This window comes from Rhodococcus sp. BP-316, assembly GCF_019836105.1.
Taxonomy (GTDB): Bacteria; Actinomycetota; Actinomycetes; order Mycobacteriales; family Mycobacteriaceae; genus Rhodococcoides.
The window spans coordinates 63,568-88,221 of record NZ_JABUEE010000012.1; the positions used below are offsets into that span (position 1 = coordinate 63,568).

Sequence of the window (24,654 nt, forward strand, 5' to 3'; positions counted from 1 at the left end):
AGGGACTAGCGGCCGGGGCCGTACAGGCCGAAGCGGAGGTCCGGATCCCCGGGCGTCCACGTGTTGCTGAACTGGGACCGTTCGCCCATCGACTGGACGCGTGCGAGCAGGGCGCTGCTCAGTTCGAGCTGCCCCGGTTCCCACTTCTCCAGCGCCTCGGCGATGTTTCCGGCCGCGGAGGTGAGTGCGTCGGCGAGCGCCCACGAATCGGCGGCGGCCTTGGCGGTTCCGGCGGCGGCGTGAGGGCGTGCGGCACAGGCCGCGTCGCCGATGAGGGCGACGCGTCCGGACGCCATCCGGTTCACCCGCGAGTCCCACACCACCTGGATGAACGGCTCCTCGGTCGCGGTGACGACCTCGGCGGCGGCCGGCGACAGACTGCGCCGGGCGGTCTCCCGCATCTCGTCGACGTAGCGGTCCTGCACCTGGCCGGGATGCACGGACACCTTGCCGACGAATCCGCGCTTGTCGGTGAGCATCTCGGTGAGATCCGGGCCCTCCGCCACGTTGCGGTACCAGACGTAGTTCATGAGGCGGTCGCCTACCTGAGTGCCTCGCGCGCTCGGGATCGGATACATCGTGATTTGCGAGTGCGGGATCACGTCGTACGTGATCGCGTCGTGGAGCAGGTCCGCAGTGCGGGTGGACAGCACCCGCTCGTCGACGGTGCCGCGCCATCCGATGTACCCCGAGTACTCCATCGTCACGTCGGGGTCGATCCGCAGACGGTTGGCGGAGGTGACTCCGTCGGCGATGACGACCAGGTCGGCTCGTTCGCGCCGACCACTGACGAATCGCACGTCGACATGATCGTCGGTCTGGTCGAAGCCGCAGGCGAACTCACCGAGGTGGTAGTGCTCGCGGCCGAAGTCCGAGAGCAGTGCGCGGTAGAACGTGCCCCACGAGGTGTGGGACCACGCCCGCTCGTCCCGGTGCACGATCTCGTCGTCGGATCCGAGGTACTGGACCCACCGGGTCGTCGTGCTGACGTCCTCCGGGCGCTGGGTGCTGCGCTCGCGGAACCACCGCAGGGTGTCGGGCTGGAGGACGATGCCACCGCCGCGCCCGTCGAGATCCGAGGGGGTGCGTTCGAAGACGTCGACCTCGAAACCGAGGTCGCGCAACAGGAGTGCGGACGTGAGGCCCCCGATGGAGCCGCCGATGACGACGGCGCGGGCTCCCTGGTAGTGGTTCATGCGGACGTTCCCTTCATGATCGGTGCGGAGGTCGCCTCGGGGGCGGACTCGGTCGGTGTGTCGGTGGGGAGTGCGGCGCCACGTGTCTCGGGTGCGAACCACAGGCCGACGAGGGCGATGACACCCGTCGCGGCGAGGACGGCCGTTGCTGTTCCGAGATCTCCGCCGAACCAGGAGGTGGCGATGACGCCGGCCACGAGCGGGCCGGCCGCGGTGATGTAGCGACCGATGCTGTTGGCCAACGCGATTCCCGATGCTCGCATGCTGGGCGAGAACATCTCGGGTCCGTAGACGAAGTTGCCGGAAAGAGCTCCGAACAGTCCGAATCCGACGAGGGGGATGACGAGCAGGTAGGTCGTGTAGCTGTGCTCGAACGGGAAGAGGTACGCGATGCTCACGGCGGAGCACACGAAGCTCACCATGAATGCCTTGCGGCGACCGATGGCGTCCGCCAGGAACCCCCAGGTCGCGTAGCCGATGATGCCGCCGGCGTTGAACAGCATCGAGGTGATGGCGACCCGGTGGTTCGCGACGTCGGCCGACAGCGATTCGGCGGTGGCCATCGTGCGGATGATCTGTGGGTACCACGTCGAGACGCTCCAGAAGGCGAGCAGCGACCCGGTGGCCAGCGCGGTGCAGATGAGCGTGGCGCGCAGGTGCGGCGGCGAGAGGAGCCGCTTCAGCACGAACTGGTCCTCCGGGCGGGTGGACGACTGCCGCTTGCGCTCCTTGCGGGTGGCGATGACGGTGGTGATCTCCTCGGGCTCCGGGACGTAGCGACGCAGGAACCACACGAGGAAGGCGGGAACGACGGCCAGGACGAGCATGAACCGCCAGCCGTGGGTGCCGAGCAGGCCGTACGCCAGTGCCGCGATGAAGAACCCGCCGGCGTAGCCGGACATCATGACGCCGCAGGCGCGAGCCCGGTACTTGTTGCGCCACACCTCCGCGACCAGCGCGGCGCCCACGGGAGCCTCGACGCCCGATCCGAGGCCGGCGATGAAGCGCAGGACGCCGAGTTGCCACCAGGTGTCGGCGAAGGCGGCCAGGGCGGTGAAGACGGCGTAGGTGACGATGCCGATGGACAGCACTCGCACTCGGCCGAAGTAGTCGGCCAGGACGCCGAACAGGATTCCGCCGGTGGCCCATCCCGCCAGGAAGAGCGCGACGGTGAGACCGCCGTAGAGTCCGATGTGATCGGCATCGACCGTCAGTCCCGAGTTCGGGAGCAGTTCGGTCATCGCCGGTCCGAGCACCAACGCGTAGAGGCTGCCGGCGAAGCCGTCCAGCGCCCATCCCATCGTGGTGCCCAGCAGTACGAGCCACTGGACACGCGTGATCTGCGTTCTCCAGCCCGGCTCCGTGGCAGTGGTGTCGTGCACGGTGTGTTCTCCTCTGTGCGTGGGGTTGTGGTCGACAGGCCGGGTGCTCAATTGAGCCGTCCGGGGGTGTCGGAGCCGTACCAGTCGACGTCGGACTCGGCGATGCGGACCACGACGGTCTTGATCCAGGTGAAGTCGTCGAAGGACTCGGTGCCGGCGTCCTTGCCGGTGCCCGACTCCTTGGTGCCGCCCCAGGGCAGGGACGGCTCGAGGCGGTGGTGGTCGTTGATCCAGACCATGCCCGACTCGAGTGCGTCCGCGACGCGGTGCGCGCGGGCGAGATCGCGGGTCCAGACGGCTGCTCCGAGCCCGAACCTGTTGTCGTTGGCCATCTCCACGGCCTGCGCCTCGGTGTCGAAGGGCACCACCACGGCCACCGGCCCGAAGATCTCCTCCTGCGACACCCGCATGGAGTTGGTCGCGTCGGCGAAGACGGTGGGGCGAAGGAAGAATCCGCCCTGCAGTGCGTCCGGCAGCTCCGGCACGCCGCCTCCCGCGACCAGTCGTGCACCGTCCTGATGTCCGATGTCGATGTAGGACAACACCTTCTGACGCTGCACGGCACTGATCAGGGGACCCATCTGGGTGCTGGTGTCTGCGGGATCGCCCAGCCGGATTGCGTCGGCGCGAGCCGCGAGTGCCTCGACGAACCGGTCGTACACTCCTCGCTGGACGAGGAACCGGGCGCCGGCGACGCACGACTGACCGGACGCGACGAAGGCAGCAAACGCCGCACCCTCCGCGGCGACGACGGGGTCCTGGTCGTCGAACACGACGACGGGGGTCTTGCCACCCAATTCCGCTGTGATGCGGGCGAATCGGCCCGCTGTCGCGACGGCTGCGGACCGTCCGGCCTCCGTGCCGCCGGTCAGGGTGATCTTCGCGACGTCGGGATGCTGGGTCAGCCGGATGCCGGCCTCGCGTCCGCCGGTGACGACGTTGACGACACCGTCCGGCACGCCGGCCTCGGAGACGATCCGCGCGATGGCGAGCGTGGTGAGCGGAGTGAGTTCCGACGGCTTGATCACGACAGTGTTGCCGGTGGCGAGGGCCGCCGACAGGCTGCGCGCGAGGATGAGTGCCGGGTGGTTGAACGGGGTGATGATGCCGCACACGCCGAGCGGGGTGCGTCGCTGATAGGTGAGGTACGGGCCGTCGCTGGGCAGGACACCGTCGCGCTGGGCGGCGAGCAGGCCCGCGTTGTAGCGGAACCACTCCGGCACGCGGGACAGCTGGGCGCGCGTCTCGGTGATGGGCCGACCGTTGTTGCGGGTCTCGAGCGTGAACAGTTCCTCGGACGCGTTCTCGATGGCATCCGCGGCGCGGAGCAGGATGCGAGCGCGCTCCGTGCGGGTGGTCCGCGGCCAGGGACCGTTCTCGAACGCCGTGCGCGCCGCGGCGACCGCGCGGTCGACGTCGACCGCGCCGCCGTCGGGAACCTCGGCGAAGGACGCGCCGGTGGCCGGGTCGACCACGGCGAGAGTGTCGCCGGACTCGGACGGCATCGATTTGCCGTCGATGAACATCAGGTGCTCTGTCATGTCTTCTCGCTTCTCGTCGTGATGCAGTGCCTCGATGGAAGAAGTCTGCGATCTGCGTCACGTTCGCGATATGTTCGTGAAGACACAAAGGGCGCCGTGCGATGTGGCGCGGGACATGGAGGGCCGTATGACCGAGCTGTCGGAGCTTCGACGGTGGATGGCCGGCATCCACGACGTCACCGCGGCGGTCGCGTCCGACGACCCACCGTCCGTCGTGCTGGACACCATCGCCGGGATCGCGGTCGCCCTGATGGACTACGACTTCTGCGGCGTCTTCCTGTCCGACGACGTCGGCAGCATGTTGACCATCGAGGGATCACACGGGTTGTCTGCCGATTACATCGCCCGGATCAACGCGGACCGTCCGGTGCGACTCGATCAGGACCCGTCCGTCGAGGCACCGTCGAGCAGGGCGTTCCGGACGGGTGAGCCCGTCGCGATCGACGACATCGTCGCCGCACCGAACTTCGGGCCGTGGGGCGGCGTGGCACGGGAGCAGGGATACCGCTCGATGGTGTCGGTCCCGCTCCTCGGATCGACGGGAGCTGCGATCGGAACCCTGAACTGCTACCGGCGAGGCGTACACGTGTTCGACGACAACGAGATTCAGCTCCTCAGCATGCTCGCGACGCAGGCATCCATCTCCGTCACGATCACGCGCCTGCGCGCCGAGGAGGCGCAGCGCACCTCCGACCTGCGGACGCTCAACGCCGAACTGCAGCGTCGGCGGACCCTGCTCGAGAAGTCCGAGGAGATCCACCGGCGCCTGACCACCATCGCGTCACGAGGTGGTGGGGTCGACGGCATCGCGACGGCACTCTCGCTGCTGGTCGGCCGATCGGTCACCATCGAGGACGTGCACGGCGGGGTGCTCGCACAATCCTCGCGCGGGCCGACGTCGACGTCCGCGCATCGGGAGGACGTTCTGTTGTCGGGGGAGCGGGTGGCATGCCTCGTCGTGCAGGGGGATCCGGCCACCCTGTCGACGCTCGATCGCCGCGCCATCGAGCACACCGCCGTCGTCGCTGCACTGGAGTTGCTCCGTGCGCGGACCGCCGAGGACGTGCAGTGGCGACTGCAGGGCGAGGTGGTCGGTGACCTGCTCGGTGACGACCCGGTGGCAGCCGCGGCCGCCGTCGAGCGTGCGGACCGGCTGGGCCACGACCTGACGACGCCGCACGTCGTCGCCGTGATCGACCTGCCGTCGACCGGTGACGTCGACGCGTCGCTCTCGCGCGCGGTGCGGTCGATCGCGGCCCGCGCGGGAACCGGTCCGCTGGTGGCCGCGCATCAGCATCGTGCTGTCGTGCTGTGGCCGGTGAGTGCGGGGACGCCGATGGACTCGGTGGTCGCCGAGATCGAACGCGTGCGCGCCGGCACGGTCGCCGAGGGCCCGGTCACCGCGGTCGTGGGGTCACCGTGCACGGAGGTCGCCGACTACCGGGCGGCCCACCGCGCGGTGCGAGGAGCCGCGCGGCTGATGATCCTGTGGGACCGTACCGGCGCCACCGTGTCACTCGACCAGCTCGGCGTTCCGGGGTTGCTGCTGCAGTTGAACGACCCCGACCAGGTGGCGCGCTACGCGGACCGCACGCTGGGTCCGGTGCGCGAGCACGATGAGTCGCGCGGCACCGATCTGATCGGAACGCTCCGTGCGTATCTCGGCCATCGGCAGCACGTCGGGGACACCGCGGCGGCCCTGCACGTGCATCCCAACACCGTCGGCCAGCGCCTCCGTCGCGTCCAGACGCTCACGGGGCTGGACCTGGCGAGACCGGACCATGCCATGGACGTCGCCATGGCGCTGACGCTCCGCGACATCGCTGCGCCCTGACCGTGCCTCAGCGTCCACAACTCGTGAGAATCGACGGAATCCCGTCGATCCGGGCGACGTGTGGACCGTGAGGCACGGCTCGAGACCCACCGCGCTCGGTGGGACACTGAACGGCGTGGCACCCTCGAAACCCGTCGACCCGGCCGAACTCCGCGCGTCCCTCCAGGCAGTATCGGCGTGGCTCGACGATCCCGACCTCCCGAAGCCGCCGCGCGCCGATCTCGCCGCCGCGGTGCGGCTCAGTGCGCGCACCATCGAGCAGACGGCACCGGGCTCGAGTGTCGAGGTGCGCGTGCCGCCGTTCGTCGCGGTGCAATGCATCGTCGGGCCCCGCCACACCCGGGGTACGCCCCCCAACGTCGTCGAATGCGACCCGCGGACATGGCTGTTGATGGTGACGGGGCGCGTGGCGTTCGAGGACGCCGTCCGCGGAGCGGGCGTCACGGCATCGGGTGGCCGCGCCGGCGAGGTGGCGCACTGGCTTCCGCTCGTGCGTATCTGACTCTCACCGCCAGGGCCGCACCGGCGGTTTGACCCACAAGATCTTCTCGTCCGAGTGCGCCCGGCGGGCCGCGTCGTGATCGGTGTGATCGCGCGCCCACTCCGCCTTCTCGCGCAACAGCGTCGAGACCACCGTCCACGTCTCGTCGGAGCTGGGCGGGTTGATGTCCGCGGCCCGGGCCACCTTGCGTCGGACGTCCGCGGCCATCGCCGCGAGATCGTCTGCAGAGATGTCGCGGTCCCACAGGTATCGAGCGAGAGCGACGGCCTTGTCGCGGCGGGACTTCTCGGCCGCGTCGGAGTGGCTGTAGAAGTTCTTCTCGGCCACTACCAGCCCCAACTCCCGGCGATGCCCTTGAACGGTCCGACGACGTCCCGGGTGATCCACCCCGCGTAGAAGCCGCCCTCCTGCGGGCGTGCCACCTCGCCGTCGAGCTCGCACGTCAGGGACACGGGAGAGAAGGAGAGCGCGCCGGCGATCGGTGCGAAGGACGGGGTGGGGTTCTCGTAGCTCCAGCCGCCGGCCTCGAGCACGGCGCCGTCGTCGCCCACGATGTCCCAGTAGGTGGCGGATCCCTTCCATTCGCACATCGTCGATCGCGCACTCGAGCGCCGCAGTCGGCTCTCGTCGACGTCGGCCCGCGGGATGTACCAGGTGGGCGGATGGCTGGTCTCCAGGACGCGGTGGGCCGCGTGACTGTCGGCGACGATCACGTCGCCGAAGCGCACCACGAGATGCTTCGTGGACGCCTCGAGGGCCGGCGGACGCGGGTAGTCCCACACCGATTCCTGCCCCTCGCCGGGCTGTTCGGGGGTGACGCCGTACGGAAGTCTGCTGACCATGTCTCCATCATGGCACCGCGCCGCGAGTCGTGGATCACAGCTCACCGCGGTATCGGTGCCTGCCGACGGCTTGTTGATCGCGGGGTTGCCCGTAGACTCCCCGAGTGTGCGTGCAGCGTGGCCTGCACCCCACCCCTCCCGGCTTCTAGGAGAGCGCGTCGTGACTCGTGACCCCTCGGTCCACAGCCCGAATCTGCTCGATGACACATCCGGTCCGGAACTGGACATCAACGAGAACGAGCCGCGGGAGGAATGCGGCGTCTTCGGTGTGTGGGCCCCCGGCGAGGACGTCGCGAAGATGACGTACTACGGCCTCTACGCGCTGCAGCACCGCGGTCAGGAGGCCGCCGGCATCGCCGTGGCCGACGGGTCCCAGGTGCTGGTGTTCAAGGACCTCGGTCTGGTGAGCCAGGTGTTCGACGAGCAGACTCTCGGCGCCATGAGCGGCCACATCGCCATCGGGCACTGCCGGTACTCCACCACCGGATCGACGACGTGGGAGAACGCGCAGCCCATCTTCCGCACCACCGCGGCCGGCAGCGGCATCGCCCTGGGCCACAACGGCAACCTCGTGAACACGGCCGAGTTGTCGGAGCGGGCGCGCGACGCCGGCATCATGGGCCGCCCGCGCGGGACCGGTGCCACCTCCGACTCGGACATCGTGGGCGCACTGCTGGCGCACGGCGCCGCGGACAGCACCATCGAGCAGGCGGCCATGGAACTGCTGCCGACGCTGAAGGGTGCTTTCTGCCTCACGTTCATGGACGAGCACACCCTCTACGCGGCGCGTGACCCCCACGGTGTGCGCCCGTTGTCCCTGGGCCGTCTCGACCGCGGCTGGGTCGTGGCCTCGGAGACCGCCGCCCTCGACATCGTCGGCGCCTCGTTCGTCCGCGACATCGAGCCGGGCGAGCTGCTCGCCATCGACGCGGACGGTGTGCGATCCTCCCGCTTCGCCGCGCCCGAGCCCAAGGGCTGCATCTTCGAGTACGTCTATCTCGCGCGCCCCGACAGCGTCATCGGTGGCCGGTCGGTCCACTCGACCCGCGTCGAGATCGGCCGCCGCCTGGCCGAGGAGCACCCCGCCGAGGGCGATCTGGTGATCCCTGTCCCGGAATCGGGAACGCCCGCCGCCGTCGGCTACGCGCAGGGTTCCGGCATCCCGTACGGCCAGGGCCTGATGAAGAACGCGTACGTCGGACGCACGTTCATCCAGCCGTCGCAGACCATCCGTCAGCTCGGCATCCGGCTGAAGCTCAACCCTCTCCGCGAGGTCATCCGGGGCAAGCGCCTCATCGTGGTGGACGACTCGATCGTCCGCGGCAACACCCAGCGGGCCCTGGTACGCATGCTGCGCGAGGCGGGCGCGCTCGAGATCCACGTGCGCATCGCGTCGCCGCCGGTCCGCTGGCCCTGCTTCTACGGCATCGACTTCGCCTCGCCCGCGGAACTGATCGCCAACGGCATGGACTCCGAGGACGGCATGCTCGAGGGTGTGCGGCAGGCCATCGGCGCCGATTCGCTGGGCTACATCTCGATCGAGGGCATGATCGCCGCCTCGGAGCAGCCCGCGACGCGGCTGTGCTCCGCCTGCTTCGACGGCAAGTACCCCATCGAGCTCCCCAAGGAGACCGCCATGGGCAAGAACGTCCTCGAGGGCATGTTGGCGACCGCAGCGGGCATCGCGATGCCCGCGGCCGTCGACAACGTGAGCGCTCTCTCGCGCCCCTGACACCCAGATGCTGATCCGGCTCGCGATCGCCGAGGCGATCGCGGCGGGAACGATCCGGGTGCAGTACCGGCGCTGGGCGAAGCGGCGCGTCAAGGCGGGTACGTGGATCCACACGCCGGCCGGTGTCGTCGTCGTGGACTCGATCTCCGAGTGCGACCCCGAGTCGCTCACGGACGACGATGCCCGCGCGGCGGGGGAGCCCTCGATCTCGGCCTTGCGCAAGGGGTTTCGGGGCGCCGACGGTGATCCCGTCTGGCGGGTCGAGGTGTCGTTCGGTGGCGGGGAGGCCGGAGGCCGTCCGGATCGGGGCGGGAAGGCCGGAGGCCGGCCGGATGGGGGCGAGGACCCGCGAGTGGGGCTGCGTGCGGACGACGATCTGTCCGACGACGACGTCGCCATGGTGACCACGAAGCTCGATCGCATGGACGAGCGTGCCGACGCGCCGTGGGCCTGGCGCACCCTCGAGCTGATCCGGGAGCGCCCGGCGGTGCTGGCGGCGGACCTCGGCGCCGTGCTGGGACTCGAACGCGACGTGTTCAAGCCGAGGGTGCGACGGCTGAAGGCGCTGGGTCTGACCGAGAGTCTGAAGGTGGGATATCGGCTGTCTCCGCGAGGCGAGAAGCTGTTGGACATCAGGCGGTCGGACAGGTAAGTACCGGTCATGTTAAAAATTTCGTGTGGTTCGACACATGAACGACATGCGCACTCGGTAACGTGCCGTTCACCGAACCACCGGAACGACCCGGCCGGACGGGACGCGACGCGCGCTTCCGACACCGCGGGCCCAGACTCACGAAGGACATCCACACCATGAGCGTGCCCTCCCGAGGACGCACGGCGCGGCGCACCGCAGCCGTGTCCATCCTGTCCGTCGCGGCTCTCACCGCGGCAGCGTGCGGCTCCGGCCGCACCGACGACGGCGGCGGCGCAGGGGGTGAGGGCGGCGGCGAGGCGCTCGTCGTCGGCACCACCGACCAGGTCTACTCGCTCGATCCTGCCGCCTCGTACGACAACGGCTCGTTCACGATCATGAACCAGGTCTATCCGTTCCTGATGAACTACGCCCCCGGCAGCGACGAACTGCAGCCCGACGCCGCCGAGAGCTGCGAGTTCAGTCAGCCGACGGTCTACACCTGCACGCTGAAGGACGACCTGACCTTCGCCAACGGCCACGCGCTGACCAGCGAGGACGTCAAGTTCTCGTTCGATCGCATCGTGTCCATCAACGATCCCAACGGCCCGTCCTCGCTGCTGGCCAACCTGGACTCGGTGGCCGCGCCGGACGACAAGACCGTCGAGTTCACGCTGAAGGCCGCGAACGACCAGACCTTCCCCCAGGTTCTCGCCACCAACACCGGGCCCATCATCGACTCCGAGGTCTTTCCGGCCGACTCGATCATGGACGACAACGCGGTCGTGGCGGCCAAGCCCTTCGCCGGCCCCTACTCGATCGACAGCTACGAGAAGAACTCCCTCGTCAGCTTCTCCGCCGCGGCGGACTACAAGGGCGTGCTGGGCGAGCCCAAGACCGGATCGGTCACCCTGCGCACCTACACCAGCGCGGACAACCTCAAGCTCGACATGCAGAACAAGTCCATCGACGTCGCGTGGCGTTCGCTGACCCCGACCGACATCGAGTCGCTCGACCAGGTGGACGGCCTCACCGTCCACGAGGGCCCCGGCGGCGAGCTCCGCTACATCGTCTTCAACCAGAACACGATGCCCGGCGGCACACCCGAGCAGAAGCTCGCGATCCGCAAGGCCATGGCCGCCTCGGTGGACCGTGACGCACTGTCGGAGAACGTCTACAAGGGCACGTTCACGCCGGCGTGGTCCGTGGTGCCCAGTGGCCTCGAGGGGGCGAACACCGCGTTCAAGGACGTCTACGGCGAGGCCCCGAACAAGGACGAGGCAGCGAAGTTCCTGTCCGACGCCGGTGTGCAGACCCCGGTCGCGGTCAATCTGCAGTACAACCCCGATCACTACGGTTCCTCGTCGTCGGAGGAGTACGCGGCGGTCAAGGCGCAGCTTGAGAGCTCGGGCCTGTTCACGGTGAACCTGCAGTCCACCGAGTGGAACACCTACAACAAGGAACGCGTCGCGGACACGTACCCCGTCTACCAGCTCGGCTGGTTCCCGGACTTCCCGGATGCGGACAACTACCTGACGCCGTTCTTCGCACCGGACAACTTCCTGCAGAACCACTTCGAGAACCCCGAGATCACTGCGCTGATCGACTCCGAGCGGACCGAGACCGACCCGGCTCGCCGCTCCGAGATCATCGGTGAGATCCAGACGCGGATGGCGCAGGACTTCGTGTCCACGCTGCCGCTCCTCGAGGGCAAGCAGATCGCGATCTCGACGGACGAGGTCCAGGGTGTCGACGAGACTCTCGACGCCTCGTTCAAGTTCCGCTTCACCCCGCTCACGAAGGGCTGATCCATGGTCACCACCACGCCCGACGAGGCGTCGGTGGGGAAGCAGTCACGGGCGAGCGCGTCGTCACGCTACGGCGCGCTCGCCCGTTATCTCGTGATCCGGTTCCTGCTGATCATTCCCACGGCATGGATCCTGGTCACGGTCGTCTTCTTCCTCATGCGCGTTCTCGGCGATCCCATCAGTGCCGCCCTCGGTGGACGACTGCCCGCCGACCAGATCGCCGAACGACGCGCCGCGGCCGGCTACGACCGGCCGATCCTGGTGCAGTACTGGGAGTACCTGTCCGGTCTGCTGCGGGGAGACTTCGGTCGCTCCGCGACCAGCAACCAGGAGATCAGCGGTGTGCTGATCACCAACGGCGCGGCGACGCTGGAACTCGCGTTCTGGGCGTTGCTCGTCGCGTTCGCCGTCGGCATCCCCCTCGGCTTCTACGCCGCGACCCGCCGCGACTCGATCTCCGACGGCACCCTGCGCATCCTGGCGATCCTGTTCTACGCGGCGCCGGTGTTCTTCGTCGGCATGCTGCTCAAGCTGGTCTTCGCCGTGAAGCTCGGGTGGCTGCCGGTGGCGGGCCGGGCGAGCACCAACGTCGAACTGGCACTGCAGAACGTGTCACCGAAGACCAACATCCTGCTGATCGACTCGATTCTCTACGGGGAGCCGAGCTACACCGTCGACGTGCTGAAGCACGCCGTGCTCCCCGCGGTCGCGCTCGGACTTCTCACCGCCGGCGTGTTCCTGCGCCTGGTGCGGGTGAACCTTCTGCAGACCCTGCAGTCCGGCTACGTGGAAGCTGCGCGCGCACGGGGACTCTCGGCGCGCGTCGTCGCCCGGCGGCACGCCTTCCGCAACGCGCTCATCCCGGTCGTCACCGTGATGGGGCTGCAGATCGCCATGCTGCTGGGCGGCGCGGTGCTCACCGAGACGACGTTCGAGTGGCAGGGACTGGGCTATCAGCTCGCTCGCTACCTGCAGGCGCGCGACTTCATCGCCGTCCAGGGCATCGTCACGTTCCTGGCCATCGTCGTCGCGGTCGTCAGCTTCCTCACCGACGCCATCGTGGCGATCGTCGATCCACGAGTGAGGTTCTGATGAGTATCGAGGTGAGCGTCGGCTCGATCGAGGCGCCGAAGCGACGTCGGGGTGTGCCCGGCCTGTCGATCATCCGCTCGAGTGCCGGACTGCAGAAGGCCACCATCGTCATCGGGCTCGTGCTGGTGGTGCTGTTCGTGATCATGGCGGTCTTCGCTCCGCTCATCGCGCCGTACACCTTCTCCCAGACGTCCGCCGACGGCATGGAGTTCGCGCGCCAGGCGGCGCCGAGTGCGGACCACATCTTCGGGACGTCGGTGCGCGGAGAGGACGTGTTCTCCCGCGTCGTCTACGGCGCACGGACCGCCCTGCTCGTCATCGTCACGTCGCTGGTGCTGTCGATCGTGGTGGGCGTTCCCCTCGGACTGCTCTCCGGCTACGTCGGCCGGTGGGTGGACCGGGTGTTGGTCCTCTTCATGGACGCGATGTACGCGTTCCCGAGTCTGCTTCTCGCCGTGGTGGTCTCGATCGTCGTGGCCGGAGGCCAGTCCAGCAGTTTCGGTGGTGTCCTCTCGGCCGCGATCGCCATCACCGCCGTCTTCGTGCCGCAGTACTTCCGCGTGGTGCGCAACGCGACGGTCTCGGTGAAGACCGAGCCCTACGTGGACGCGGCGCGGGTCACCGGCGCCGGCCCGGTGCGGATCATGTTCCGCCACATCCTCGCCAACGTCACGCAGACACTGCCGGTGATCCTCACGCTCAACGGCGCCGAGGCCATCCTGACTCTGGCGGGTCTCGGCTTCCTCGGGTTCGGCATCGAGCCGACGTCCGCGTCCGAGTGGGGATACGACCTCAACAAGGCGCTGCCGGACATCTCCAACGGCATCTGGTGGACGTCGATCTTCCCCGGCACGGCCATCGTCCTGGTCGTGCTCGGTATGACCATGGTGGGCGAATCCGTCAGCGAGACACTCAATCCCGTTCTGAGAACCAGACGCAAGCAGAAAGATCCCTCATGACGGCCTCAGCGTCCACCCCGCAGGCGGCTCTGACCCTCGAGGCACTGTCGGTCAGCTTCGCCACCGACGCCGGGCCCGTCGACGCCGTCAAGGGAGTGAGTTTCGAGGTCTTCCCGGGCGAGGTCCTGGCCGTCGTCGGCGAATCGGGCTCCGGGAAGTCGGTCAGCGTCCGCTCCGCCATCGGGCTGCTCCCGGACACCGCCCGCGTACGCGGAACCGTCACCGTGGGGTCCCGCGAGGTGACGTCGCTGTCGGACAAGCAGTGGGCCGATCTCCGCGGCAACGCCGTGGCGATGGTGTTCCAGGAACCCGGCAGCGCCCTCGACCCGCTGTTCACCGTCGGTTTCCAGATCGTCGAGGCCCTGCGAGCTCACGCCGGACCGGACGGGAAGGTGCTGGACAAGAAGTCCGCCCGCGTCCGGGCGATCGAGTTGCTCACCATGGTGGGTCTGCCCGACCCGGAGCGGCGATTCGGCTACTTCCCGCACGAGTTGTCCGGTGGCCAGAAGCAGCGTGTGATGATCGCGATCGCCATCTCGTGCGAGGCGAAGGTGATCATCGCGGACGAGCCGACGACGGCACTCGACGTGACCGTGCAGGCCGAGATCCTCGACCTGCTGCGCGACCTCAAGGACCGTCTGGGTTGCGCGATCGTGCTGATCACGCACAGCATGGGCGTGGTGGCGGACATCGCCGATCGGGTCGTCGTCATGAAGGACGGCGAGGTGGTCGAGGAGGCACTCGTCCACGATCTCTTCGCTGCGCCGAAGGCCGACTACACGAAGACGTTGCTGGCGGCGGTCCCGACGCTCGATCCCGTGGTCACCGATCGCACCGTCTCGGACGAGGTGGTGCTGTCGGTGCGCGATCTCGTCGTGCAGTTCCCCGGCGGCATCGGTCAGCCCGTCTTCCGGGCCGTCGACTCGGTGACCTTCGATCTGCACCGCGGCGAGACCCTCGGTCTGGTGGGGGAGTCCGGTTCGGGCAAGTCCACCATCGGCCGTTGCGTGGCCGCACTGCAGAAGCCGACGTCCGGCTCGGTGGACGTCCTCGGTCAGGACGTGGGCAGGCTGCGGGGGTCCGCGCTGAAGAGTCTGCGCAAGCGTTTCGGATTCGTGTTCCAGGATCCGTCCACGTCGCTCAACCCCCGACTGACCGTCGGCCAGTGCATCGCCGAGCCGATGATCGTGCACAAGGCCGGGTCGAAGGCGGACATCGCGCGCACGGTCGTGGAGTGGCTCGATGCGGTCCAGCTCCCGAAGGGCACGGAGAAGCGGTACCCGCACGAGCTGTCGGGGGGTCAGCGTCAGCGGGCATCGCTGGCGCGGGCACTCGTCCTGAAGCCGGATCTGCTGGTCGCCGACGAACCGACCAGCGCGCTGGACGTCTCGGTGCAGGCCGCGGTTCTCGACCTCTTCGAGGAACTGCAGACCGAACTGCACTTCGCGTGCCTGTTCATCAGTCACGATCTCGCCGTGGTCGACCGCCTCGCGCATCGGGTGGCGGTGCTGCGGGGCGGCGCCGTCGTCGAGCTCGGGACGCCCGGACGGATCCTCCGGGATCCGGCGGAGGAGTACACCAAGCGCCTGATCGCGGCCATTCCCAGGCCCGAGGTGACACGAGACCGGAAGGACCGATAGGCCTCCGGTACCGTTAGGGCCGCATCCGACCCTCCCGGGTACTCACACACAGATCAGGCTGGAGCAGTACACCCATGACCGATGACACCCACCAGCCCGGCGCAGGAGCCTCGTACGCAGCGGCAGGAGTGGACATCGAAGCCGGTGATCGTGCCGTCGAGCTGTTCGCGCCCCTCGCCAAGCGGGCGTCGCGACCGGAGGTCATGGGCGGTCTCGGTGGGTTCGCCGGCCTGTTCGCGCTGAAGGGCGGATACCGCGAGCCGCTGCTCGCCGCGTCCACCGACGGTGTGGGCACCAAGATCGCGGTCGCGCAGGCTCTGGACAAGCACGACACGGTGGGACTCGACCTGGTCGCGATGGTCGTGGACGACCTCGTCGTCTGCGGCGCCGAGCCGTTGTTCCTGCAGGACTACATCGCGGTGGGGCGCGTGGTGCCCGAGCACGTCGCGCAGTTGGTCAAGGGCATCGCCGACGGCTGCATCCTGGCCGGATGCGCACTGCTGGGCGGCGAGACCGCCGAGCACCCCGGCATGATGGCGGACGGCGAGTACGACCTGTCCGCGACGGGTGTCGGCGTCGTCGAGGCCGACCAGGTACTGGGCCCGGACCGGGTGCGTCCCGGCGACGTGGTCCTCGCGATGGGGTCCTCGGGACTGCACTCCAACGGCTACTCCCTCGCTCGCAAGGTTCTGCTCGACATCAGCCGCATGTCGCTCACCGGTCATGTCGAGGAGTTCGGCCGCACGCTCGGTGAGGAGATGCTCGAACCCACCCGCATCTACGCCAAGGACTGCCTCGCCCTCGCGGCGGAGACGGACGTGCGGACGTTCTGCCACGTCACCGGTGGTGGCCTGGCTGCCAACCTCGCTCGCGTCATGCCGAAGGGCCTCGTCGCCGAGCTCGATCGCGGAACGTGGAGCCCGGCTCCGATCTTCGCGATGATCGCGCAGCGCGGACGCGTGGAGCGCGAGGAGATGGACCGCACGTTCAACATGGGCGTCGGCATGGTCGCGATCGTGGCACCCGAGGACGTCGACCGCGCCCTCGCCGTGCTCACTGCTCGCCACATCGACTGCTGGACGCTGGGGACGGTCAAGAAGTCCGCCGACAGCGGAACCGACGAGCGCGCCGTGCTGACGGGTAATCACCCGCGTTTCTAGGTTCTCGTTTGTCGCAGGACTGGTCGGGCACCCGACCGGCATGACGACGTACGACGGATTCGACACCCTCCCGATCGCCGGTCAGTGGCGAGTGGGCCGAGACGGCCGCACCGCCGACGACGTGAACCCGTACTCGGGCGACGTCCTGACCACCCTCCCGCTGGCCGATGCGGCCGACGTCGACGCAGCGTTCACGGCGGCGAGCATCGCGCAGCGGGACTGGGAGTCCACGCTCCCGACCGAGCGTGCGGACGTGTTCCACCGCGCAGCGCGCATCATGGAGGAGCGCAAGGACGAGATCGTGGACTGGCTCGTCGCGGAGGTCGGCGCCATCCGCCCCCGCGCCGAGTGGGAATGGCTGGCCGTCCGCGCGGTGATGCTCGAATCGGCGAGCTACCCCACTCGATCGGCCGGGCGCATCCTCCCTGCCGCCCTGATCGACGGCAAGGAGAACCGCGTGTACCGGCGGCCCCTCGGCGTGGTCACGGTGATCAGTCCGTGGAACTTCCCGATGCAACTGTCCGCCCGCTCGGTGGCGCCCGCGCTGGCGCTCGGCAACGCAGTGGTGCTGAAGCCCGCGAGCGACACCCCCGTCACCGGCGGACTCCTGCTGGCCAGAATCCTCGAGGATGCCGGGTTGCCCGCCGGCCTGCTGTCCGTCGTCGTCGGCAAGAGCAGCGAGATCGGTGACGCCGTGACCTCGCATCCCCTCACACGGCTCGTGTCGTTCACGGGTTCGACGCCCGTGGGGTCGGGCATCGCGGCGTCGGCGCCGCTCACCAGAATGTCCCTCGAACTCGGGGGCAACGGGCCTCTGGTCGTGCTGGAGGACGCGGACGTCGAGGCAGCCGTGAACGCGGCGGTCTTCGGGTCGTTCTTCCACCAGGGTCAGGTGTGTATGGCGACCAACCGGGTGATCGCGGTCGATGCGGTGCACGACGAGGTGGTGGACCGGCTCACCGAGCGGGTCCGGTCACTGCGCACCGGCGACCCCGCCGATCCCGACACACAGATCGGCCCGATCATCAACGACGCGCAGGTGGAGTCGATTCTCGACCGGATCTCTCGCGCGGAGTCGGACGGCGCGGAGATCCGCGTGCGCGGAGAGCGTTCGGGACCGGCCGGTCGGGTGCTGGGCCCACATCTCGTGCTGGGAACGAACGGCGTCGCGACCGCCGCCGAGGAGGTGTTCGGACCCGTCGCCACGGTGATCCGCGCAGACGGGGAGGACGACGCCGTCCGGATCGCGAACGACACCGAGTACGGGCTCTCCAGCGCGGTGTTCTCGCGAGACGTCGAGCGTGCGGTCCGGGTGGCGACGAGACTCGACGCCGGAATGACACACGTGAACGACACCACGATCAACGACGAGCCCAACACCGCGTTCGGCGGCGAGAAGAACTCGGGCATCGGTCGTTTCGGCGGCGAGTGGGCCATCGACGAGTTCACCACCGACCACTGGATCAGCGTCCAGCACACGCCGCGACAGTATGCGATCTGACCTCGCGTGAAGAACCTCGCACACACGACCGTGCGGGGCGTCCCTGAGTCGGAACGCCCCGCACGGTCGTGTGTGCGATGTGAGGATTCCCCCCGTGTCAGGGGATGCGGTCAGCGCCGCCAGTCGTCGTAGTCGTCATCGTCGTGTCGGGACGGCTCCCGATCGGCGATGCCGTTGCGGTGCGAGTCGGGGGAACCTGTGAGCTCTCGTTGGAGACTCTCGAAGTCCGTGGACGGTGAGCTGTACTTGAGCTCACGTGCAACTTTGGTCTGCTTTGCCTTAGCCCGGCCGCGGCCCATGGCTAACCCCCTCGCGAGTAGCGGGGCGGCCTGGGATTTTTTGGCGGCCCCGTCTGATTGTGTGTTCTTCCTGCCCACACTCTAGCGTGCGAATCGGGTCTGCGCTTCCACCGGCGCCGGTGTCACACCGACGGTGCGCGCCGCGCCGCCCGGGCCGCCATGTCGCGGGCCTCGCGGTAGACCTTGGGCGCCAGATCGGGGGTGTTCAGAAGGATCTGCATCGCCTCCGCCGACACCCCGGTGAAGAGGTCCCGCACGGTGACTCCGTGGTCGGGAACGGACACGATCTCGATGTCGTCGCCCGCCGAGAGCGCGCCGACTCGCACGACGCGCAGGTATGCCCCGACATCGCCCCGCGCGGTGAAACGCTTGACCCAGGTCTTCTCGCCCGTCCACCGCGCGAAGGCGGCACACGGGCGCCGCGGAATGGTCACCTCGAGCTCGGCGGTGCCCACCGACCAGCGCGTTCCGACGACCGCATCGGTGACGGGCAGTCCGCTCACGCGCAGGTTCTCACCGAACCACCCCGCGGGAACCTCCCGGCCGAGTTCCTCGGCCCACCTGTAGGCCTCGGCCTCGTCGTACGCGTAGACCGCCTGGTCCGCGCCGCCGTGGAAGGTGACGTCGCAGGAGCGATCACCGTGCAGGCCGAGCTCGGTGACGTCGACGGGTCCGGACACCGCTCGCTTGTCGATGGCGGAGTCGACCACCGCCGGCCGAGAGATGGGGTGGATGGTGTGCACGACGCACACCGACAGCACGCGTCCTGACGGGGCCGGCTGCGTCACCGGCCGCGCAGCCGATCCACCGCGGCGCGGCCCGCCTGGACCGCGGTGTCCAGGACGTAGGAGTCGGGATCGATCGAGGCGGCGCACGGCCCGGCGTCGAGCGTGGTCTCCACCGGCACCGCGCGCTTGATCTGAGCGAGCGCGATCGGCCCGAGCTCGAAGTGATCGACGACGGTGCCGATGCGGCCCACGGATCGGCCGCCGACGGTGACGTCGTCGCCCGTCTCCGGTCGACCGTCCGCGGAGCCGTCGAGGTGCAGCAGGACCAGTCGGCGCGGCGGCTTGCCCAGATTGTGGACGCGCGCCACCGTCTCCTGTCCGCGGTAGCACCCCTTCTCGAGGTGGACGGCCCCGAACTCGCTGACCCCGCCGATCCAGCCGACCTCGTGGGGAATCGTGCGGTCGTCGGTGTCGAGACCGAGGCGTGGTCGACCGGACTCGACGCGCAGCGCCTCGAACGCCCAGCTGCCCGCCTCACGCGCACCCGCGACGACGAACTTCGCCCACCACTCGTCGAGACGGTCGGCGGGGACCAGGACGTCGAAGGAATCGGTGCGGGTCGGCCACGGCATCCGGCGGACCAAACCGAGGTCGGGGTTCGCGGCGTCGAGCGGAAGGGCGTCGTACGGCATCGCGGGCACCTCGGCGCCCACCGCTCGCAGGATGGAGCCGGCCTTCGGGCCGAGCAACGACACGACGACCCGTTCGCTGCCGCGACGCGGCGCGGCCTTCGACCAGAACACCATCTTCGACAGGAAGGCGAGAAGGTCCGGTCCGCGGTCCGCCTCGGTGTCGATCCAGGTGGTGCCGCCCAGGTCGGTCATGACCATGTGGTGTTCGACGCGCCCGTTGACGTCCAGGCTCAGGTTCTCCGCGGAGGCTCCGTCGGTCAGCGTCGCGACGTGCTGGCTGGAGATGGTGTGCAACCAGGTCAGTCGCTCCTCGCCGGTGATCGCGATGACGAACCGGTTCGACCGATCGACGACCGCGGCGGTCGTGACGGCGGCGCGCTGCTCACCCAACGGATCCCCGTAGTGCCAGGCGGTTCCACGATCGGGACCGTCCTGGGGTGCGGCCACCGCGCCGGGGCGGGCCAGAACGGGGGAGGAGTACAGGCCAGGGGTCTCGGACACCCCACCAGTCTAGGAGCGGACTGCCCGGTCCGGCCACGGCACTACCCTCGGGGCCATGACTTCACGCGTGGTGGTGACCCTGGACGGTGCCGTGCTCGATCCGACCGAGCCTGTTCTGCATGCCGACGACCTGGCGGCGGTGCGCGGGGACGGCATCTTCGAGACCGTGCTGATCCGCGAGGGTCGGGCGTGCCGACTCGACGCCCACCTCGCCCGCCTCACCCGGTCGGCGGCCATGCTCGACCTCGCGGAACCGGACGTCGACGCATGGCGGCGCGCGGTGGACGTGGCACTCGCGCAGTGGGAGAGGACCGGTGGCGGCGAGGGTGCGATGCGGCTGCTGCTGAGCCGGGGGCGCGAGGGGGCGGACGATGCCGAGACGGCGCTCGTCATGGTCTCCGCCGTCGCCGATCGCGTCACCCGGGCGCGCGCGGAGGGCGTGTCGGCCCTGACCCTGAACCGGGGTTTCTCCATCGACGCGACACAGCAGTCGCCCTGGGCGCTGCTCGGTGCGAAGACTCTGTCCTACGCCACCAACATGGCGGCCCTGCGCCACGCGGCACGAGAGGGCTTCGACGAGGTCGTGTTCCGCAGTATCGAGGGGCAGGTGCTCGAGGGTCCACGGTCGAGCGTGCTGGCCGTGGTGGACCGCCGCATGGTCACGCCGCCGGTGGAGCACGGGGTGCTGCGCGGCACCACGGTGGACGCTCTCTTCGAGGTCGCGGGCGACGCCGGCTTCGACTGTGCGCACGAGCCGTTGCGGGTGGCCGATCTGATCCTGGCCGACAGTGTCTGGCTGATCTCCTCCGTCACGCTGGCCGCGCGCGTGCACACGCTCGACACCACGCACCTCAAGGAGATGCCGTCGGACCGCGTCGTGCGCGAACTGGTGGACACCGCCGTCGCGCGTTGACGCGCGCCACAGGTAACGGTGGACACAGTCCATCGCCTACTACTACGCGTAGTAGTAGCGTCGGCCCCGTAGGCAGGATCCCCGCCTCGCAGCCGACGACAAGAAGCTGGTCATGGACGCACTCGATGTCTCACGATGGCAGTTCGGAATCACCACCGTCTATCACTTCCTGCTCGTCCCGCTGACCATCGGACTCGCTCCGATCGTCGCCGCGATGCAGACCATGTGGGTGATCACCGGCAAGGACTCCTGGTATCGGCTCACCAAGTTCTTCGGCAAGCTCTTCCTCGTCAACTTCGCACTCGGCGTCGCCACCGGCATCGTCCAGGAGTTCCAGTTCGGCATGAACTGGTCCGAGTACTCGCGGTTCGTGGGCGACGTCTTCGGTGCGCCGCTCGCGCTCGAGGGCCTCGTCGCGTTCTTCCTCGAGTCCACGTTCCTCGGGCTGTGGATCTTCGGGTGGCAACGGCTGCCGAAAGCCGTTCACCTGGCGACGATCTGGCTGGTGGCCATCGGGGTCAACGCCTCCGCCTACTTCATCATCGCCGCGAACTCGTGGATGCAGCACCCGGTGGGGGCCGTCTACGACCCGGACACGGGGCGTGCCGAGCTCGTCGACTTCTGGGCCATGCTCACCAACAACACGGCGCTCGCGGCGTTCCCGCACGCGGTGGCCGGATCCTTCCTCACCGCAGCGACATTCGTCGCCGGCATCGCCGGGTGGTGGATGGTGCGCAGCGCACGTCGCGGCGACGTCGGTCCCTCGTCGGAGGCCCGCTCCATGTTCCGCCCCGCGGCCCGGCTGGCATTCGTCGTCATGATCGCCTCCGGCGCTGCACTCGCGATCACCGGAGACGTGCAGGGCAAGTTGATGTTCGAGCAGCAGCCCATGAAGATGGCATCGGCAGAGTCGCTGTGTCACACCGAGACCGGCGCCTCGTTCTCGATCCTCACCATCGGCACCCACAACAACTGCGACAGCGTCCAGCACATCGTCGCGATCCCCGGCCTGACGTCGTTCCTCGCGAAGAGCGACCTCGACGCGACCGTCCAGGGGGTCACCGAGCTGCAGCAGCAGTACGAGGAGCAGTACGGACCGGGTAACTATCGGCCCAACCTCTTCGTGACCTACTGGGCCTTCCGGATGATGATCGGCCTCGCCGCCGGGTCCGCCGTGCTCGCGCTCGCCGGCCTGTGGGTCACTCGAGGTGGCCGAGTTCCGGACCAGCGCTGGTTCTCCCGGCTCTCACTGCTCGCGATCCCGACACCCTTCCTGGCCAACAGTGCGGGCTGGATCTTCACCGAGATGGGCCGCCAACCCTGGATCGTCGCGCCCAACCCCAGCGGAGTCGACATGATCCGCCTGACGGTCGACCAGGGTGTGTCCGACCACCCCGTCGCTCTGGTGGCGGCGTCCCTCGCGACGTTCACCGTCCTCTATGCCGGGCTCGGTGCCGTCTGGTTCCTGCTCATGCGTCGCTACGTGCAGGCAGGTCCGCTCGAGCACGACAGGCACCCCCACGACGACGACGGTGACGACACCGACGCCGACGCCCGCCCGCTCTCATTCGCCTACTGACCCGCCGGAGACATGATCATGGGAACGCCCGAATTCTGGTTCGCCGTCGTCACCGCATTGTTCGTCGGATACTTCGTTCTCGAGGGATTCGACTTCGGGGTCGGCATGCTCATGCCCGTTCTCGGTCGATCCGGCCGGGACGACGCCGAGACCCGACGTCGCGTCGTGCTCAACACGATCGGTCCGGTGTGGGACGGCAACGAGGTGTGGCTCATCACGGCGGGAGGAGTGCTCTTCGCGGCCTTCCCCGAGTGGTACGCGACGCTCTTCTCCGGCTTCTATCTGCCGCTGCTGCTGATCCTCGTGGCGCTCATCCTGCGTATCTGTGCCATCGAGTACCGCGGCAAGATCGACGACCCCGTGTGGCGGCGTCGGTGCGACCTCGGTATCGGGATCGGTTCCTGGGTGCCCGCGGTGCTGTGGGGTGTCGCCTTCGCGAACATCGTGCGCGGTGTCGCCATCGACGCGGACAAGAAGGTCACCTCGGGACTGCTCGACCTTCTCACTCCCTATGCGCTGCTGGGTGGTGCGACCACAGCGATGCTCTTCGCGTTCCACGGTGCCGTGTTCATCGCCCTCAAGACGGCCGGCGAGGTTCGAGCGGACGCATCGAGACTCGCTGCGGCACTGATCGTTCCGACCGTGGTGGGCGCCGGGGTGTTCGCGCTGTGGACTCAGCTCGCGCACGGGAAGGGCTGGACCTGGTGGATCGTCGCCGCTGCCGTGGCAGGGCTGGTGACGGCAGCGGTGGCCGTGCTGCGCGGGCGAGACGGATGGGCCTTCGTCGGCACCACCGTGACCATCGGCGGAGCCGTGCTGTTGCTCTTCTGCTCACTGTTCCCGAACGTGATGCCCTCGACCATCGACGCCGCGTTCTCGCTGACCGTCGACAACGCGTCGTCCTCCGCGTACACGTTGCGCATCATGGCGTGGCTGTCGGCGATCGTGGCACCGGTGGTCCTGGCCTACCAGGGCTGGACCTACTGGGTCTTCCGTCGGCGCATCTCGACGACGCAGATCCCGGCGTCCATCGGCCTGGCGAGCACTCGATGACCGCGACGAGGCGGCCCCGAGGACCGATCGACCCCCGGTTGTGGCACCGGTCGGTGCCCGTCCGTCGTCACCTCGTGGGGTCGGTGGCGCTCTCCCTGGTGACGACCGCGTGCGTCGTCGTCATTGCCGTCGTCGTCGGGACCGTGCTGGGCGGCGCGGTCACCGACCCGACCCGTCGGACGGTCGGAGCCTGGACCACCGAGCTGACGGTCCTGGCTGCCGCCGTACTGGTCCGCGTCCTCGCGTCGTGGGCGCGGTCGAGGTACGCGCACCGCTCGGCGGTCCGAGTCGTGCGCGGGTTGCGCGCGGACATGCTGGACGCGGCCACGACGACGCGCTCGCGCGGCGGGGAGGATCGGGGCGAGTGGTCGACGGTGGTCACGCGTGGTCTCGACGGACTGGCGCCCTACCTCACCGACTACGTCCCGGCCCTCGTCCTGGCGGCGACCGTCACGCCGATCGCGACCCTTATGATCGCGTTCGTCGATCCGCTCTCCGCGGTGATCGTGGCGGTCACACTCCCGACGATCCCGGTGTTCATGGTGCTGATCGGTCTGATGACCCGCGGGCGGTCCCGACGAACCCTCGACGCGATGACGCGACTGTCCTCTCAGCTGATGGACCTGCTCGCCGGAATCCCGACACTGCGCGCACTCGGCCGGCAGGACGGGCCGGCCGCGCGGGTCGGCGAACTCGGGGACGAGCACCGCCGCCGGACGATGGCCGCACTGCGCGTCGCCTTCCTCTCGTCCATGGTGCTCGAACTGCTGGCCACGCTCGGCGTCGCACTCGTCGCGGTGTCGATCGGTCTACGCCTCGTGTACGGCGACATGGAGCTGGCACCCGGCATCGTCGCGCTCATTCTGGCGCCCGAGGTCTACCTGCCGCTGCGCGCACTCGGTGCCGCCTTCCACGCGTCCGAGGACGGTGCGGAGGCCGCGGGACGTGCCTTCGCTCTGCTCGAGAGCGCCGAGTCGCAGGCGCCGCGTGACCAGCGGACGGCCGCGCCGCCCACCGGTCCGGTCACCGTCGTCCTGACGAACCTGTCGGTCCGCGGGCGGGACGGGTG

General features: G+C 68.9%; 22 protein-coding genes. 14 read left to right on the forward strand and 8 right to left on the reverse strand.

Features of this window, described 5'->3' with window-relative positions:
• Positions 1-5 precede the first annotated feature (5 nt).
• The 3 genes from HQ312_RS20340 to HQ312_RS20350 are packed head-to-tail and all read right to left on the reverse strand — an operon-like array spanning position 6 to position 4,119.
• Positions 6-1,196: an FAD binding domain-containing protein gene (locus HQ312_RS20340; protein ID WP_222641149.1), complete on the reverse strand. Its 1,191-nt coding sequence runs from the start codon at positions 1,194-1,196 to the stop codon at positions 6-8.
• Positions 1,193-2,578, reverse strand: a complete 1,386-nt coding sequence (locus HQ312_RS20345; protein ID WP_308014264.1) for an MFS transporter — start codon at positions 2,576-2,578, stop codon at positions 1,193-1,195. Before HQ312_RS20345 ends, HQ312_RS20340 begins: the two co-directional genes overlap by 4 nt.
• Positions 2,579-2,625: 47 nt before the next feature.
• Positions 2,626-4,119 (reverse strand): aldehyde dehydrogenase, encoded by a 1,494-nt coding sequence (locus tag HQ312_RS20350; protein WP_222641151.1) that lies wholly within the window; start codon positions 4,117-4,119, stop codon positions 2,626-2,628.
• 127 nt (positions 4,120-4,246) lie between these two features.
• On the opposite strand from HQ312_RS20350, the gene HQ312_RS20355 reads away from it, so the two are divergent.
• Together HQ312_RS20355 and HQ312_RS20360 are read left to right on the forward strand one after the other, a co-directional pair.
• Positions 4,247-5,953 (forward strand): helix-turn-helix domain-containing protein, encoded by a 1,707-nt coding sequence (locus tag HQ312_RS20355; RefSeq protein WP_222641153.1) that lies wholly within the window; start codon positions 4,247-4,249, stop codon positions 5,951-5,953.
• Positions 5,954-6,068: 115 nt separating this feature from the next.
• On the forward strand, positions 6,069-6,455 hold the full coding sequence (locus tag HQ312_RS20360) for a sterol carrier family protein (RefSeq protein ID WP_056072686.1): 387 nt from the start codon (positions 6,069-6,071) through the stop codon (positions 6,453-6,455).
• Positions 6,456-6,458: 3 nt separating this feature from the next.
• Here HQ312_RS20360 and HQ312_RS20365 read toward each other — a convergent pair whose 3' ends face one another.
• Entirely contained in the window at positions 6,459-6,782 is a 324-nt protein-coding gene (locus HQ312_RS20365) for a hypothetical protein (RefSeq protein WP_222641155.1), read from the reverse strand.
• Entirely contained in the window at positions 6,782-7,297 is a 516-nt protein-coding gene (locus tag HQ312_RS20370) for a DUF427 domain-containing protein (protein WP_056446720.1), read from the reverse strand. Before HQ312_RS20370 ends, HQ312_RS20365 begins: the two co-directional genes overlap by 1 nt.
• Positions 7,298-7,457: 160 nt before the next feature.
• Between HQ312_RS20370 and purF the strand changes: the two genes are divergently transcribed.
• The 8 genes from purF (at position 7,458) to HQ312_RS20410 (ending at position 17,820) form a co-directional block, all read left to right on the forward strand.
• Complete coding sequence (gene purF, locus HQ312_RS20375; RefSeq protein ID WP_056446723.1) at positions 7,458-9,029, forward strand: amidophosphoribosyltransferase; 1,572 nt, start codon at positions 7,458-7,460, stop codon at positions 9,027-9,029.
• Between the two features lie 7 nt (positions 9,030-9,036).
• Positions 9,037-9,681: an ASCH domain-containing protein gene (locus HQ312_RS20380; protein ID WP_222641157.1), complete on the forward strand. Its 645-nt coding sequence runs from the start codon at positions 9,037-9,039 to the stop codon at positions 9,679-9,681.
• A gap of 158 nt (positions 9,682-9,839) precedes the next feature.
• On the forward strand, positions 9,840-11,468 hold the full coding sequence (locus tag HQ312_RS20385) for an ABC transporter substrate-binding protein (protein ID WP_056447497.1): 1,629 nt from the start codon (positions 9,840-9,842) through the stop codon (positions 11,466-11,468).
• Positions 11,469-11,471: 3 nt separating this feature from the next.
• Positions 11,472-12,560: an ABC transporter permease gene (locus tag HQ312_RS20390; protein WP_081821062.1), complete on the forward strand. Its 1,089-nt coding sequence runs from the start codon at positions 11,472-11,474 to the stop codon at positions 12,558-12,560.
• Complete coding sequence (locus HQ312_RS20395) at positions 12,560-13,519, forward strand: ABC transporter permease (RefSeq protein WP_056446726.1); 960 nt, start codon at positions 12,560-12,562, stop codon at positions 13,517-13,519. Before HQ312_RS20390 ends, HQ312_RS20395 begins: the two co-directional genes overlap by 1 nt.
• The gene (locus HQ312_RS20400; protein ID WP_056446729.1) at positions 13,516-15,159 is read left to right on the forward strand and encodes an ABC transporter ATP-binding protein; all 1,644 of its coding nucleotides are present in this window, start codon (positions 13,516-13,518) and stop codon (positions 15,157-15,159) included. The genes HQ312_RS20395 and HQ312_RS20400 overlap by 4 nt, the downstream gene beginning before the upstream one ends.
• Positions 15,160-15,233: 74 nt before the next feature.
• A complete protein-coding gene (purM, locus tag HQ312_RS20405) occupies positions 15,234-16,319 on the forward strand; it encodes a phosphoribosylformylglycinamidine cyclo-ligase (RefSeq protein WP_027504286.1) in 1,086 nt (361 codons plus the stop codon).
• Between the two features lie 40 nt (positions 16,320-16,359).
• Positions 16,360-17,820, forward strand: coding sequence for an aldehyde dehydrogenase family protein (locus HQ312_RS20410; RefSeq protein ID WP_222641165.1), 1,461 nt, complete (start codon positions 16,360-16,362; stop codon positions 17,818-17,820).
• Between the two features lie 110 nt (positions 17,821-17,930).
• Here the strand turns inward: HQ312_RS20410 and HQ312_RS20415 are convergent, their stop codons facing one another.
• From HQ312_RS20415 to HQ312_RS20425, 3 genes are all read right to left on the reverse strand, one after another.
• A complete protein-coding gene (locus HQ312_RS20415; RefSeq protein ID WP_081821107.1) occupies positions 17,931-18,119 on the reverse strand; it encodes a DUF3073 domain-containing protein in 189 nt (62 codons plus the stop codon).
• Positions 18,120-18,241: 122 nt separating this feature from the next.
• A complete protein-coding gene (locus HQ312_RS20420) occupies positions 18,242-18,862 on the reverse strand; it encodes an MOSC domain-containing protein (protein WP_308123948.1) in 621 nt (206 codons plus the stop codon).
• Between the two features lie 41 nt (positions 18,863-18,903).
• The gene (locus HQ312_RS20425) at positions 18,904-20,040 is read right to left on the reverse strand and encodes a folate-binding protein YgfZ (protein WP_222641169.1); all 1,137 of its coding nucleotides are present in this window, start codon (positions 20,038-20,040) and stop codon (positions 18,904-18,906) included.
• 55 nt (positions 20,041-20,095) lie between these two features.
• Here HQ312_RS20425 and HQ312_RS20430 point away from each other — a divergent pair, with 55 nt between their 5' ends.
• The 4 genes from HQ312_RS20430 to HQ312_RS20445 form a co-directional block, all read left to right on the forward strand.
• A complete protein-coding gene (locus tag HQ312_RS20430) occupies positions 20,096-20,953 on the forward strand; it encodes an aminodeoxychorismate lyase (RefSeq protein WP_222641171.1) in 858 nt (285 codons plus the stop codon).
• A gap of 112 nt (positions 20,954-21,065) precedes the next feature.
• The gene (locus HQ312_RS20435; RefSeq protein ID WP_222641173.1) at positions 21,066-22,532 is read left to right on the forward strand and encodes a cytochrome ubiquinol oxidase subunit I; all 1,467 of its coding nucleotides are present in this window, start codon (positions 21,066-21,068) and stop codon (positions 22,530-22,532) included.
• A gap of 18 nt (positions 22,533-22,550) precedes the next feature.
• The gene (cydB, locus tag HQ312_RS20440; protein ID WP_222627850.1) at positions 22,551-23,585 is read left to right on the forward strand and encodes a cytochrome d ubiquinol oxidase subunit II; all 1,035 of its coding nucleotides are present in this window, start codon (positions 22,551-22,553) and stop codon (positions 23,583-23,585) included.
• Positions 23,582-24,654 (forward strand): ABC transporter transmembrane domain-containing protein (locus tag HQ312_RS20445; protein ID WP_261782513.1); only part of this gene is annotated, 1,073 nt, incomplete at its 3' end. The genes cydB and HQ312_RS20445, both read left to right, overlap by 4 nt.

Excerpts from the sequence above, each read along its gene's own strand:
- HQ312_RS20340 (WP_222641149.1), bottom strand. The coding sequence starts at position 1,196 with ATGAACCACTACCAGGGAGCCCGCGCCGTCGTCATCGGCGGCTCCATC.
- HQ312_RS20350 (WP_222641151.1), bottom strand. The coding sequence starts at position 4,119 with ATGACAGAGCACCTGATGTTCATCGACGGCAAATCGATGCCGTCCGAG.
- HQ312_RS20355 (WP_222641153.1), top strand. The coding sequence starts at position 4,247 with ATGACCGAGCTGTCGGAGCTTCGACGGTGGATGGCCGGCATCCACGAC.
- HQ312_RS20370 (WP_056446720.1), bottom strand. The coding sequence starts at position 7,297 with ATGGTCAGCAGACTTCCGTACGGCGTCACCCCCGAACAGCCCGGCGAG.
- HQ312_RS20380 (WP_222641157.1), top strand. The coding sequence starts at position 9,037 with ATGCTGATCCGGCTCGCGATCGCCGAGGCGATCGCGGCGGGAACGATC.
- HQ312_RS20385 (WP_056447497.1), top strand. The coding sequence starts at position 9,840 with ATGAGCGTGCCCTCCCGAGGACGCACGGCGCGGCGCACCGCAGCCGTG.
- HQ312_RS20390 (WP_081821062.1), top strand. The coding sequence starts at position 11,472 with ATGGTCACCACCACGCCCGACGAGGCGTCGGTGGGGAAGCAGTCACGG.
- HQ312_RS20395 (WP_056446726.1), top strand. The coding sequence starts at position 12,560 with ATGAGTATCGAGGTGAGCGTCGGCTCGATCGAGGCGCCGAAGCGACGT.
- HQ312_RS20400 (WP_056446729.1), top strand. The coding sequence starts at position 13,516 with ATGACGGCCTCAGCGTCCACCCCGCAGGCGGCTCTGACCCTCGAGGCA.
- purM (WP_027504286.1), top strand. The coding sequence starts at position 15,234 with ATGACCGATGACACCCACCAGCCCGGCGCAGGAGCCTCGTACGCAGCG.
- HQ312_RS20410 (WP_222641165.1), top strand. The coding sequence starts at position 16,360 with ATGACGACGTACGACGGATTCGACACCCTCCCGATCGCCGGTCAGTGG.
- HQ312_RS20415 (WP_081821107.1), bottom strand. The coding sequence starts at position 18,119 with ATGGGCCGCGGCCGGGCTAAGGCAAAGCAGACCAAAGTTGCACGTGAG.
- HQ312_RS20430 (WP_222641171.1), top strand. The coding sequence starts at position 20,096 with ATGACTTCACGCGTGGTGGTGACCCTGGACGGTGCCGTGCTCGATCCG.
- HQ312_RS20435 (WP_222641173.1), top strand. The coding sequence starts at position 21,066 with ATGGACGCACTCGATGTCTCACGATGGCAGTTCGGAATCACCACCGTC.
- cydB (WP_222627850.1), top strand. The coding sequence starts at position 22,551 with ATGGGAACGCCCGAATTCTGGTTCGCCGTCGTCACCGCATTGTTCGTC.